This is a genomic window from Micromonospora chalcea, from assembly GCF_028768405.1.
Taxonomy (GTDB): Bacteria; Actinomycetota; Actinomycetes; order Mycobacteriales; family Micromonosporaceae; genus Micromonospora; species Micromonospora chalcea.
Genome location: NZ_CP118233.1, coordinates 663,282 through 676,083, shown reverse-complemented (window position 1 = coordinate 676,083; position 12,802 = coordinate 663,282). Strand labels below are relative to the sequence as shown.

12 protein-coding genes are annotated in these 12,802 nt (G+C 72.1%); 2 read left to right on the top strand and 10 right to left on the bottom strand.

Annotated features, from left to right (window positions below):
* Positions 1-5 precede the first annotated feature (5 nt).
* Both PVK74_RS03150 and PVK74_RS03145 read right to left on the bottom strand, forming a co-directional pair.
* Complete coding sequence (locus PVK74_RS03150; protein ID WP_274478112.1) at positions 6-815, bottom strand: SDR family NAD(P)-dependent oxidoreductase; 810 nt, start codon at positions 813-815, stop codon at positions 6-8.
* The gene (locus tag PVK74_RS03145) at positions 812-1,552 is read right to left on the bottom strand and encodes a hypothetical protein (RefSeq protein ID WP_274478111.1); all 741 of its coding nucleotides are present in this window, start codon (positions 1,550-1,552) and stop codon (positions 812-814) included. Before PVK74_RS03145 ends, PVK74_RS03150 begins: the two co-directional genes overlap by 4 nt.
* Before the next feature lie 211 nt (positions 1,553-1,763).
* On the opposite strand from PVK74_RS03145, the gene PVK74_RS03140 reads away from it, so the two are divergent.
* Together PVK74_RS03140 and PVK74_RS03135 are read left to right on the top strand one after the other, a co-directional pair.
* Positions 1,764-3,017, top strand: a complete 1,254-nt coding sequence (locus PVK74_RS03140; RefSeq protein WP_274478109.1) for an FAS1-like dehydratase domain-containing protein — start codon at positions 1,764-1,766, stop codon at positions 3,015-3,017.
* 10 nt (positions 3,018-3,027) lie between these two features.
* A complete protein-coding gene (locus tag PVK74_RS03135) occupies positions 3,028-3,981 on the top strand; it encodes a quinone oxidoreductase family protein (protein WP_274478108.1) in 954 nt (317 codons plus the stop codon).
* A 5-nt stretch (positions 3,982-3,986) separates the two neighbouring features.
* Here the strand turns inward: PVK74_RS03135 and PVK74_RS03130 are convergent, their stop codons facing one another.
* The 8 genes from PVK74_RS03130 to PVK74_RS03095 form a co-directional block, all read right to left on the bottom strand.
* Positions 3,987-4,511, bottom strand: a complete 525-nt coding sequence (locus tag PVK74_RS03130) for a nitroreductase/quinone reductase family protein (RefSeq protein ID WP_051611044.1) — start codon at positions 4,509-4,511, stop codon at positions 3,987-3,989.
* Positions 4,508-5,977, bottom strand: coding sequence for an MmgE/PrpD family protein (locus PVK74_RS03125; RefSeq protein WP_274478107.1), 1,470 nt, complete (start codon positions 5,975-5,977; stop codon positions 4,508-4,510). The genes PVK74_RS03130 and PVK74_RS03125 overlap by 4 nt, the downstream gene beginning before the upstream one ends.
* Positions 5,978-5,980: 3 nt before the next feature.
* The gene (locus PVK74_RS03120; RefSeq protein WP_051611046.1) at positions 5,981-6,814 is read right to left on the bottom strand and encodes an ABC transporter ATP-binding protein; all 834 of its coding nucleotides are present in this window, start codon (positions 6,812-6,814) and stop codon (positions 5,981-5,983) included.
* On the bottom strand, positions 6,814-7,872 hold the full coding sequence (locus PVK74_RS03115) for an ABC transporter ATP-binding protein (protein WP_064446347.1): 1,059 nt from the start codon (positions 7,870-7,872) through the stop codon (positions 6,814-6,816). Before PVK74_RS03115 ends, PVK74_RS03120 begins: the two co-directional genes overlap by 1 nt.
* 26 nt (positions 7,873-7,898) lie before the next feature.
* Entirely contained in the window at positions 7,899-8,837 is a 939-nt protein-coding gene (locus PVK74_RS03110) for an ABC transporter permease (RefSeq protein ID WP_043324834.1), read from the bottom strand.
* On the bottom strand, positions 8,834-9,775 hold the full coding sequence (locus tag PVK74_RS03105; protein WP_043324835.1) for an ABC transporter permease: 942 nt from the start codon (positions 9,773-9,775) through the stop codon (positions 8,834-8,836). The genes PVK74_RS03110 and PVK74_RS03105 overlap by 4 nt, the downstream gene beginning before the upstream one ends.
* 138 nt (positions 9,776-9,913) lie before the next feature.
* A complete protein-coding gene (locus PVK74_RS03100; RefSeq protein ID WP_064446348.1) occupies positions 9,914-11,491 on the bottom strand; it encodes an ABC transporter substrate-binding protein in 1,578 nt (525 codons plus the stop codon).
* Between the two features lie 128 nt (positions 11,492-11,619).
* Positions 11,620-12,801 (bottom strand): lipid-transfer protein, encoded by a 1,182-nt coding sequence (locus PVK74_RS03095; protein WP_043324837.1) that lies wholly within the window; start codon positions 12,799-12,801, stop codon positions 11,620-11,622.
* Position 12,802: the final 1 nt, after the last annotated feature.

The following is a 12,802-nucleotide window of genomic DNA, read 5'->3' as shown; positions in this document are numbered from 1 at the left end:
GCCGGTCAGCTCGGGTCGGGGCCCGGGCCGCCGAGCATCGCCCGCATCCCGCCGTGGTTGCCGGCGACGAGGGCGGCCCGGTCCGGTCCGGAGCGCCGCGCGGCGATCTCGGCCTGCTGGCGCACCACGTGCACCGGGCCTGCGCCCAGGGCCGCCAGCCCCTCGGCGGCGACGTCGGCCGGGTCGGCCGCGCCGGTCAGGTCGAGGCCGGCGCGCGCCATGGCGGGGGTGGCAGTGAGCCCGAGCACCAGGTGCAGCACGTCGACACCGACCTGCCGCAGCTCGAGCCAGAGGCCCTCGGTGAAGATCCGGGTGAAGGCCTTGGCGGCGGCGTAGACGCCGATGTCGGCGTGGCCGAGGTAGCCGGCCGAGGAGCCGACGACGAGGATGCCGCCGCGGCCGCGTGCGGCGAGCCGGGCGCCGAGCTCCCGGCAGAGTTCGAGCGGGCGGGTGACGTTGAGATCGATGACGGCCCGGACCCGGGCGAGGTCCGCCTCGACGAAGCGGCTGCGGTAGGTGTTCGCGCCCGCGTTGAGGACGAGCAGGCCGAGGTCGAGGTCGGCGACGGCCTCGACGATCCGGGCGGTCGCGTCCGCGTCGAGCAGGTCCAGGGCGAGCACGCGGCACGGGACCCCGTGCGCCCGGACCCGGTCGGCGGTCTCCCCGAGCGGCGCGGGCTTGCGGGCGACGAGCACGATGCCCAGGCCGGCCCGGGCCAGCTGCTCGGCGAACGCGGCGCCGACCCCCTCGGAACCGCCGACGACCAGGGCCCAGGGCCCGTAGCGCTCGAACAGTCCGGCGGTGGCCTCGCTCATGCCACGCGGTCCGTCGGCGTGGCGGGCTCGTCGAACCAGTCCCACTCCCAGGGTGTGATGGTGGCCAGGGGCCCGGTGAACAGCGGGGTGGCCGTGCCGGCGAGCGCCGTGGGCGGGGCCGCCGGCGGGTCCGCGGCCAGGGCCCGCGCGAACTCGACCGGGTCGGCTTCGAGGTAGGTGAGCCGGATCCGCACGACGGGTCCGTCGGGGCGGCTGCGGCTCGGGGCGCTGCGGAAGGTCCACACGCCCGCGACGCCGTCGCGCGCGAGCAGGTCGGGCACCTGCGTCTCGTGCTCGAACCGGGACAGGTCGGCCACGTCCGGGCGCTGGGACGTCTCGACCCGGCTCACCTCGACGTACACCCCGCGGTGGGGCCGGAACGGCAGCGCGGCGAGGGTGACGAGGGCCCGGGGTGCGACGTGGCCCTGGACGGGCCGGAACATCCGGGTCATCGGCCGTTCGGTCCAGGCCAGCTCCGGACGCCGGCCCTGGTGGATCGCCCGGTCGCCGAGGTCCGTCCACTCGGCGACCGCGTCCGCGGCCGGCTCGGCGAACCAGTACATCGCCATGTACTGGCTGCCGGCGAGGGCGGGGTCGGGGTAGCTGCCGAGCCGCTCGCACGCGGGCGTACGCACCCAGCGGTCGCCGTGCACGACCCCGGGCAGGGCGAGGTTCTCGGGGCGGTGGTCGAGCTGATGCCAGGCGTTGTAGTCGCGATGGCGGGCGGGGTCGGTCACCTTCGGAAACGAGAAGAAGGCTCGGGTGGCTGTCGCTGGGGTGCTGGGGAGCATCTCGGCCCTCTTCGCGGGTCGGGGCGCTGGTGACGCACGATCGGTCCGGTGTCGCCGCCGGGGCGCGGCCGGTGTTTCGAGCCTTGACCCTAGGGCAGCGCCGGTCATATGGTCAAGCAAGCGCTTGGTTGACACCGTTGTCCGCAAGAGGAGCCCCATGACCGGCAGTGACGCGGATTTCCGCGCCCGACTCGACGCTCTGATCGGCCTCACCGACCCGCCCCGCCGGGCCAAGGACGCGATCACCGAAGCAGCCATCCGCGTCTGGTGCGACGCCGTCGGCGACGAGAACCCCGCGTACCAGGACCCCCGGTGGGCCGCCCGCTCCGTCTGGGGCGGCATCGTGGCCCCGGCGACCTCGCTGAACATGTGGACCCTGCCGGGCAACAGGCGCGCTCACCGCCACGCCGAGAGCCTCGACCGGGTCAACGAGGTCCTCGCCACGCGCGGGTTCACCTCGGTGGCCGCGGTGCAGACGGAGCACACCTACGTACGCCCGCTGCGCCCCGGCGACCACCTGGAGCAGTTCCCCTCCATCGGCGCGGTCTCCCCCGAGAAGTCCACCCGGCTCGGCCGGGGCCACTTCGTCGACCTCGTCAGCGACTACCGCACCGTCGAGGGCGAGCCGGTCGGGCGCGTCGTCCTGCGGATGCTCCGCTGGAACCCGGCGACCCGGACCGAGGGCCCGGCGACATCAGGGGACCGCCTCGCCCGCCCGGTACGCCCGGCCGCCGCCCCGGTCGACCTGCCGCCGGCCGGCACCACCGGCACCCTGACCGCGCACCTGCAACCCGGCTACGCCGCCGCCCCCCTCGACGAGCGCCCCTACCTCGTCGGCAGCGCCGACCTCGCCGACGGGACCCGCTTCACCGGGGACGTCGCGTACCTGCGCCCCGACCTCGTGCACGACGGCATGCCGGTCGTCGTGGCGCACCGGCGCACCCGCGACGGTGCGATCCTGCCGGTGCTCACCGCCCCCCGGCCGCAACGCCACACGAGCACCCGTACCGGGGCCGAGGTGAGCATCGGGCAACGCCTCGCGCCCTGGCCGATCCCCGTCACCCAGCTGTCCATCGCGGCGCTGGCGACCGCGACCTTCGACTTCAACGACGTGCACCTCGACCGCGACGCGGCCCTGGAACGGGGCGCCCGCGACGTCTACATGAACATCCTCGGCTCCAGCGCGCTGGTCAACTGCTACCTCACCGACTGGGCCGGACCGGAGGCTCGCGTCGTCGACTTCCGCACCCGCCTGGCCGCGCAGAACCACCCCGGCGACACCTGCACGCTCGACGGCGTCGTCACCGGCCTGCAGCCGGCCGACAGGGGAACGCACGTCACCGTCGACGTCCGCGGCACCAACAGCCTCGGCGACCACGTCATCGCCTCCGCCACCATCGCCCTGCCCTGAGAGGAATCGCGTGCTCGCCAGCTACGTCGTCGACTCCGGCTCCCCCGACAGCCTGCGCCTCGGCCGACTCGACGCCCCGGCGCCCGGCCCCGGTCACGTGCTCGTGCGGGTCCAGGCGGCAAGCCTGGACCGGGTCGACACCTACATCCGTCGCGGCACCCACGGGATGGCGGTCACCGGCCCGACCATCCTCGGCCGGGACGTCGCCGGCACCGTCGTGCGGACCGGTCCGGGCGTCACCGGCTTCACCGCCGGCGACGCGGTCGTCGGGCTGACCACCGGCGCCCACGCCGAGTACGCCGTCGTCCCGGCCACGCACTGCTTCCCGCGACCGGCCGCGCTCGACGCCGTCCACGCCGCGGCGGTGCCCACCGCCGGACGCACCGCCTACGACGCGGTCGTCAACCTCGCCGGCGTACGCCCCGGCGACCGGGTCCTCGTCGTCGCCGCCGCGGGCGCGGTCGGCACCTTCGCCGTCCAGTACGCCCACCACCTGGGCGCGCGCGTCTTCGGCACCAGCGCCCCGGCGAAGGCCGACGCGGTACGCGCTCTCGGCGCGCTCGACGTCGTGGACCACTACCGCCCCGACGTCGTCGAGTCCCTGCGTGCCGCGCTGCCCGGCGGCGAGGTGGACGTCATCGTCGAGTCGGTCGGCGGCACCCTCTGGTCCGACGTGCTCAAGGTCCTCGCCCCCGGCGGCCGGCTGGTCACCTGCGGCGTCACCGCCGACAGCCACGCCCACCTGCACCTGGGTCGCCTCATGGTCAAGGGCTGGACGCTGCGCGGCATCGGCCGGCCCGGGCCCGAGGCGGTGGCCGGCCAGCTACGCGAGGCGCTCACCCTCTCGGCCGTGACCGCCGCCCCCGCGATCGCCGCGACGTACCCGCTCGAGCAGGCCACTGTCGCGCACGACCGGCTGGAGGCGTCCGAGTTCGTCGGGCGGATCGTCCTCACCACCGGCTGAGCCGCTCAGGCGAGCGGCTCACCCGAGACGGCGGTCAGGACGACGAGCGGGATCTGCCGCCCGAAGCCGGCGGCCCGTTCGGCGTAGCGTCCCACGTTCGGCTTGCGCGCCACGACGTGCGCGAACAGCTCCGGGTCGCGCTCGCCGTCGGTCACCCGCGCCCGCACCGGGACCGTCCTGCGCCGCAGGACGATCCAGCACAGTTCGTGGTGACGCGCGTTGACCACCCAGGCGGGGTCCTTGGGGCCGCCGCCCTTGGAGCCGACGACCACCAGATCCTTCCCGTACGGCACGTAGGGCAGCGCAGCGTCGCGCAGCTCCCCGGAGCGACGGCCCACAGTCGTCAGCAGCAGCGTCGGGTGGTACGGGAACCTGCCCGCCAGCGCGTACTGCAACGACACGAGCGAGAACCCGGTCCGTCGCACGAGGAACCGGTCGAACGCCATCCCGCGCGGCCCGCGGATGACGATCAGCCACGACCGGCCGTACGAGGCGAACGACCTCGTCTCCGCGCCGATCCGTCGGCTCACCGCGCACGCGCCAGCAGCGGCGACAGCGTCTCGGCGACGTCGGCGACGTCGTCGATGCCCCGGACCACCTCGACGAGCCGCTCCTGCGTGTCCGCGTCGAGGATCCCGTCGCAGAACGAGGCCAGCTTGCCGGTCACGAAGTCCCAGTCCGCCCGCGTCGTGTCGTCCCACGGGTCGCCCTGGGCGAAGTCCGACTCGACCACGTACTCCCGGCCGCCGGCCCGGATCGTCAGCGCGCCCCGCGTCCGGCGGATCTGGCCGCCCGGGTGTTCCCTGAGGTCGGCCTCCCACTCCGCGTCGAGCACCGGGTCGGGCGCCGTCGTGATCCGGCGCGCCAGGTCCCACACCGCCGGGTCGGCCAGCCGCTCGGGGTCGTACCACTGCGGTCCCGGCGCGTGCCCGAGCAGCGCCAGCGCCGCGGCGTACGGCATGTTGAAGGCGCCGTCCAGCGGCGCGACGGCGGTGTCCGGGATCTGCGGGGCCGGCTCCCGGAACTGCAACGTCCGGTAGGCCGCCGGGCTCAGCCGGATCTCCATGGACTCGATCTGCGACACCGGCACCCCGTGGGTGCCCGGGAACGCGCGGATCGCGTCGAGCGCCGCGTGGGTGAAACGGCACGTCGGGTACGGCTTGAGCGACGTCTCGGTGATCCACCACTTCGACCCCAGGCCGGCGACCATCTCGTGCCGCTCGCCGCCGAGGAAGCCCATCGCCTCGATGAAGCCCGGGGTGCGGTCCAGCACGTCCAGGTCGCCGGTGTAGCCCTCCTCGGCCAGCGCCGCGCCGAGCATCCCGGCGTGCGCGATCGCGCCGTACGGGCCGTACTTGAACGCGTTGAACGAGCGCCGCTCGGCCATGTAGGAGTTCTTCGCCGGCGGGGCCAGCCAGGCGACCAGGCCGAGCGCGTGGGCCAGCCGCTCCGGCTCCCAGCCGCCGACGACAGCGCACGCCGCGGCCGCGCCCATCGAGGCGTACCCGTGCGACGACAGCGGCGACCAGCGGAACTGGCCGTCCTCGAAGGCCATGAGCGAGGTCGACAGGTTCAGCCGCGCGTTGATCTCGAACGCGATGATGCTCGCGCGCAGCAGGCTCGCGCCGTCGGCGTGCAGCCGCTCGGCCTCTGCCAGACCGGCCGCGACGCCGAACACCGCGAAGTGCGCCGAGTTGAAGAACGTGTCGTCGGCGTCCAGCGCGTTCATCATGTCCGCGTTGGCGTGCGCGGCGTTGATCGCCGCGACCCGCTGCTCCAGCCCGAACACGGTCGCCTCGGCCGGGCCGCCGAACCGGGCGGCGACCCGCTGGACCATGCGGCTGCGCCGCAACCGCACCGCCGCCAGCCCGCAGACGAGCGAGTCGAGCAGGACGAGCTTGCCGTAGTCGCGTACCGACTCGGGGATCTCCTCGTCGCGCGTCGTCGCGAACCGCGCCAGCAGCTGCGTCCGGGTCAGTTCAGTCGTTCCGGTCACCGTTCAGCCCACCCTTCCGGGCGCGACGAGCCGGTTGCCCTGCGCGTCGCGCGGCAGCGGCACGGGGATCGCCGCGAGCAGCTTCTTCGTGTACTCCTGCCGCGGGTTGGCGAAGATCTGGTCCGTGGTGTCCGTCTCCACCACCTCACCTGCGGCCATCACCATGACCCGGTCGGCGATGACCTCGACGAGGGCCAGGTCGTGACAGACGAACAGGTACGCCAGACCCAGCTCCTCCTGCAGGTCCCGGAGCAGGTTGAGCACCTGCGCCCGCACCGACACGTCGAGCGCCGCGACCGGTTCGTCGCACACGATGAGGCTCGGCTTCATCGTCAGCGCCCGGGCGATCGCGACCCGCTGCAACTGCCCGCCGGACAGCTCGGCCGGGTACCGCTCCAGGTAACGCGAGCCGATGCCGACCTTGTCGAGCAGCTCGACGGCCTCCTTCTCGCGGGTGGCCCGGTCCTTGTCGGTGTGCACGAGGAGAGGTTCGGCGACCGCGTCCCTGATCGTCATCCGCGGGTCGAGCGAGCTGTACGGATCCTGGAAGATCATCTGCATCCGCTGGCGCAGCGCGCGCAGTTGCTTCGGCTTCGTGGCCAGTACGTCGATCCCGTCGAAGGTCACCGAGCCGGAGTCCGGCTCGATGAGGCGCAGCACCATGCGCCCGACCGTCGACTTGCCCGCGCCGGACTCGCCGACGACGGCGAGGCACTCGCCGCGCTCCAGGGTGAAGCTCACCCCCTTGACCGCGTTCAACCATTTCGTACGCCGGCCGAGCCAGTCCCGGCCGGCGCTGAACGACTTCGTGAGGTTCTCGACTTCGAGCAGGCTCATCAGACCGTCACTCCATCCAGAGAGAGCTCCGCGGCCCGCACGCACCGCGCATGGTGCTCGGCGGCGCCGTCGAGACGGACCAGGCCGGGGTGGGCCACGTCGCACCGGCCCGGCACGGCGAACTCGCACCGGCTGCTGAACCGGCACCCGTGCGGCCAGGCGCCCGGCGCCGGGATGCCACCGGGGATCGCGCGCAACCGCCGGTCGGTGCTCAGGCCCGGCTTCGGGATCGAGCCGATCAGGCCGGACGTGTAGGGGTGCCGCGGGTGGAAGAACAACTGCTCCGAGGGCGCGTTCTCGGCCACCTCGCCGGCGTACATGACCACGACGTCCCGGCACAGCTCGGCCACCACCGCGAGGTCGTGGCTGACGAACAGCAGCGCCACCCCGGTCTGCTCCTGCAGGTCGCGCAGCAGTTCGAGGATCCGTTCCTGCACCGTCACGTCGAGCGCCGTCGTCGGCTCGTCGGCGATGAGCAGGCGCGGGTTGCACGCCATGACCATCGCGATCATGACGCGCTGGCACATGCCGCCGGAGAACGCGTGCGGGTAGTCGTCGATCCGCTGCGCCGCCCGCGGGATCTGCACCATGTCGAGCATCTCGACGGCACGGGCCCGGGCTTGCTTGCGGTTCATGCCCAGGTGCTTGCGCACCGACTCGGCGATCTGGTCCCCGACCGTGTACGCCGGGTTGAGGCTGCGGATCGGCTGCTGGAAGATCATGCCCATGCCCGGGCCGCGCAGGTCCCGCCACTGCTTCTGGGTGCCCGCGGTGAGATCCACGCCGTCGAAGACGATCCGGCCCGAGGCGATCCGTCCTCCGGTCGCCCCGGTCAGGCCCATCACCGCGATGGAGGTCACCGTCTTGCCCGACCCGGACTCGCCGACCAGGGCCATCGAACCGCCCGGCTTGAGCGAGAACGAGACGTCCTGGACGGTCGTCTGCCAGCCGCCCGAGGGCGAGGGGAACTCGACGCTCAGGTTCTCCACGCGCAGCAGGTCCGCCGTTCCGCCGGTGGCGTCGGTCCTGGTGCCGGCGGGCGCCGTTTCACGTGCCATGTCAGCTCCTGGTGGTTGCCGGACGGTCAGTTGCCCGAGCGGGTGCGCACGAGGGCGCGACGGACGCCGTCACCGACGTAGGTGAAGGCGAGGACGGCGAGGAAGATCATCACGCCGGGCGGCCACACGAGGTACGGCGCGAGGCGCATGTTCGACGAGGCCGTCGAGAGCATCGAGCCCCAGCTGGCCGCGGGGGCCTGGACGCCCAGCCCGAGGAAGCTCAGGCTCGCCTCGGCCGCCACGGCGGTACCAAGCGACACCGAGATGACGAGGATGATCGGCGGCAGCACGTTGGGCAGCACGTGCCGCACCGCGATCCGCAGGGTGCTGCAGCCCAGGGCGATCGAGGCCTCGATGTAGGTCTCGTGCCGCACGTCCATCGTGCCGGCGCGGGCCACCCGGAAGAAGCGCGGGGCCATGACCAGGCCGATGGCGAGCATCGCGTTGGTGATGCCGGCGCCGAGGACCGCGACGATGGTGATGGCCAGCACGAGCGACGGGGCGCTCATCAGCGCGTCCATGATGCGGGTCAGGATCGCGTCGACCCAGCCGCCGCGGTAGCCCGCGATCATGCCGAGCGGCAGACCGAGGACGAGCGCGACGGCCGCGGCCTGCAGCGCCGCCCACAGCGAGACCCGCGCGCCGAAGATGAGCCGGCTCAGCACGTCCCGGCCGTAGTCGTCGGTCCCCAGCCAGTGCTCGGCGTTCGGCGGCCGGAGCCGCAGCAACAGGTTCTGCACGTCGGGGTCGTACGGTGCCAGGGCCGGGGCGAAGATCGCGATGAAGGTCAGCACGAGCAGGAAGACGCCGGCCGCGATCGTCGCGGGGCGGCGCACGATGCTCTTGAGGATGCCGGGGGCGGCGACCGGCTCCGGTTCGCCCGTGCCGATGGCCGCCGCCGGCACCTCGGCGAGGCCCGAGTCGTTCCCCGGCGCCGGAGCCGAGGGGGTCTGGTTGGCGCTCATGACCGCACCTTCGGGTTGAAGTAGCCGTAGGAGATGTCGACGATGAGGTTGACGAGCACGACGACAGTCGTGCTGAACAGGACGAAGCCGAGCAGCACCGGGATGTCACGGCCCTGCACCGCCTCGATCGCGGTACGACCGAGGCCCGGCATGTTGTAGATCATCTCGATGGTCACCGACCCGGCGAGGACCTCCGCGACGCGGAAGCCGAGGACGGTGACGACGGGGATGCATGCGTTCTTCAGGGAGTGCTTGAACACCACGCTGGATCGCGACAGTCCCTTGGCCTCGGCGTTGAGGACGTAGTCGGACTTCATGACCTGCCCGAGCGCCGAGCGGAGTTGCAGGGTCACCTCGGCCGCGGGTAGCAGGCCGAGGGCGATGCCCGGCAGGACGAGGTGCGACAGCCACGGCCAGAAGCCGTCGGCCAGCGGTTGATAGCCGAACGCCGGAAACATCTGCAGGCCCACCGCGAAGACCGAGGCGAGCACGAGGCCGAACCAGAAGCCCGGGATGGCGATCGCGATCGAGGCGAGCCCGTTGACGAACCGGTCGACGATGCCACCGGAGCGCAGCGTGGCCACGAGGGCGAGGGTGGCCCCGAGCACGACGGCGAAGATCATCGCGACGAGCACCAGCGACATCGTCGTGGCCATTCGCCGCGTCAGCAGCTCGATGACTGTCTGATCGGACAGGAAGGACGTGCCGAGGTCGCCGCGCAGGACGTCGCCGACCCACATGGCGTAGCGCACCAGGACCGGAGCGTTGAGGTTGAGTTCCTCGCGGATCGCCTCGACACGTTCCGGGGTCGGCTCGTCGCCGGCCAGGACGACGGCCGGGTCGCCCGGAGCGAGTTCGATCAGGGCGAAGACGAGCAGCGGGACGACGAACAGCAGGGGTATTGCCGCGAGCAAGCGCCTGCTGGCGTAGCGGATCATGTCCTACCTCGACTCTGAGCGTGTGCCTGGGACTGCGCCTCGCACGGCCTGGTGCCGGCAAGGCCGGTGGTGTCGCCGCCGGCCCCCGCCGCAGCGGGTGGTCCGGCGGCGACGCCACCGGTGGTCAGGAGCGACCGGTTACTTCTTGACGGCGATGTGGCGCAGGTCCCAGATGCCGATGTTCGACATCGGGATGTTGTCGGTGCCGACGATGTTCGCCTTCGAGACGTTCGCGTTGGTCTGGTTGCACAGCGGCACGAACCAGGCCTGCTCGAGCGTCGTCTTCCAGATGTCCTGGTACAGCGGGGCCCGCTTGTCCATCGGCAGCGTGGGGTTGGCGGCCTCGGCCGCCTTGCCCGCGATGAGCGAGGGGTCCGCGGCGAGCTTGTACGTGTTCAGCATGTAGGTGTTCACCGTCGCCGCCGGGTCGGCCTTCGGGCTCCACGACGTGCCGACCATCAGCTCGAAGTCGCCGGCGATGAAGCGCGGCTCGTTCTCGGTGTTGGGCACGGGGTTGAGCGTCGCGTCGACGCCGGCGGCCCGCAGGGACGCCTGCACGACGTTTGCCGGCTGCTCGGCGTTCGTGCCCGCGGCGAAGGTGACCGACACCTTGGCGCCGCCGGCCTGCTGCACGAGGGCCTTGGCCTTGTCCACGCTGAACTCGTACGGGTAGGTGTAGCTCGGGATGCGGCTCGGGTCCGTCTCCGGCACGACCTGGCGGGTCGGCGTGCAGTAGCCGCTGAAGAGCGCGCTGATCGCCTCCGGGTCGACCGCGTGGGCGATCGCCTGGCGGACCTCCGGCTTGACGAGGTCGCCCTTGTTGGCGCGCAGGTAGATGCCGACGACGTTCTTGAACTTCACCTGGTGCTGCTGGAGACCGCTGCCCGGGGTGACGATCTTCTCCACCGTGGCGATCTCGCCGGCCGAGCTGAGCGGGGCCAGGTCGACCTGGCCGCTCTGCAGGCCGTTGAGGCGGGCAGCGGCGTCGGGCACCCGCTGCAGCTCGATGCCGCCGAGACGGCCGACGTTCGGGTCCCAGTAGTTGTCGGCCCGCTTGAGGACGAGCTTCTCCTGGGGGACGAGCTGGGTGGCGATGTACGGGCCGGACCCGGCGGTGCCGGGATTGTTCTTGATGTCGGCGCCGTCCTTGATCGCCTTCGGGCTGACCATCATGCCGGCCGTGCCGGTGAAGGACGCGGGCAGCTGGACGCCCTTGCCCTTGACCAGCTTGAGGCGCGCGGTCGTCGCGTCGACGACCTCGACCGACTCGATGTCGGCGAGGTCGCTCTTGAGGGTCGAGCCCTCGAGCGTCTTGCCGCGCTCGATGTTGACCTTGACGGCCTCGGCGTCGAACGGCGTGCCGTCGTGGAACTTCACGTCGTCCCGGAGCTTGAGTTCCAGGACGCTGCCGTCCTCGACGAAGTTCCACTCCTTGGCCAGGCCCGGGACGATCTTGTCGTCCTTGTCCAGCATGGTCAGCCGGTCCCAGACGAGGAACAGGTAGCCCCACGCGCCGTAGCTCGTCTGCAGGGCCGGGTCGAGGTCGCGCAACGGACCCGCCGACGCGAACTTGAGCACTGCCGACGTGTCGATCTCGCCCTGCGCGGCGCTGCTGCCGCTGCCGGAGTTGTCCGGCGAGCTGCAGCCGGCCAGGGCGAGAGCCCCGATGCTGATCAACGCGACCACACGTTTGCGGGCCGTTATGGTGACGCCCATTCTCATCCTTCCTAAACACGAGCCGAGTCGTTCCGGCTGATCAGAGGTGGTGTTGTCCCTTCCGGCCGCTGCCGGGCGGGATCCGTGGGTCGCTGACGGCCTTCGGAGCTGTGGTGGTGGCCGGCGTCTCAGCCCTCCGCGGAGAGGATCAGTGCACTGGTGGGAACGCCGACGCCCGCCGTCACCAGGACGTTGCGGACGCCGTCGGGCTGGTTGGTCGAGGTGCCCCGGACGAGGCGGACGCCCTCCGCGACACCGTTCGTGCCGTGCAGGTAGGCCTCGCCGATCTGGCCGCCGTGGGTGTTCGTCGGCAGCGAGCCGGTGACCTCCAGGTTGCCGTCGGCGATGAAGTCCTTGGCCTCACCGCGACCGCAGAAGCCGTACTCCTCGAGCTGGTTGAGCACGTACGGCGTGAAGTGGTCGTAGAGGATCGCCGCGTCCATGTCGGCGGGACCGAGCCCCGACTGGGCCCACAACTGCCGGGCGCAGAGCTCGACCTCGGGGATCCGGGTCAGGTCCTCGCGGTAGTAGCTGACCATCTGGTACTGGTCCGGTCCCAGGCCCTGGGCCGCGCCCCGGATGTAGACCGGGGTGACGGGCAGGTCCTTGGCGCGTTCGGCGCTGACGACGACCATCGCCTGACCGCCGTCGGTCTCCTGGCAGCAGTCGAACAGGTGCAGCGGCTCGGCGATCCAGCGCGAGGCCTGGTGCTCCTCGAGCGTGAGCGGCTTGCCGTAGAACCACGCCCTGGGGTTGTTCGCGGCGTGCTTGCGGGCGAGCACCGCCACCCGGCCGTAGTCCTCGCTGGTCGCGCCGTACGTGTGCATGTAGCGGCGGGCGAACATCGCGGTGTGCTGGGCCGGGGTGAGCAGGCCGTACGGGTTGACCCAGGAGCGGTACTCGTTGTCCGAGGTGGCCTGGGTCTTCGCCGGCGGAGGTCCCTGCCCGAAGCGGACGCCGGAGCGCTCGTTGAAGGCGCGGTACGCCACGACGACGTCGGCGATCCCGCTCGCGACGGCCATGGCGGCCTGCTGGACCGGGGCGCAGGCACCGCCGCCGCCGTAGGGGATCCGGGAGAAGAACTTCAGCTCCGGGATGCCCAGGCTGCGGGCGACCATGTTCTCCGGGTTGGTCTCCATGGTGAAGGTCGTCATGCCGTCGACGTCGGCTGGGCTCAGGCCCGCGTCGGCCAGGGCGGCCGAGACGGCCTCGACGGCCAGCTGCAGCTCGCTGCGGCCGGAGTTCTTCGAGAACTCCGTCGCGCCGATGCCGACGACAGCGGTGCGACCCGACAGGAAGGTGGACGTCACG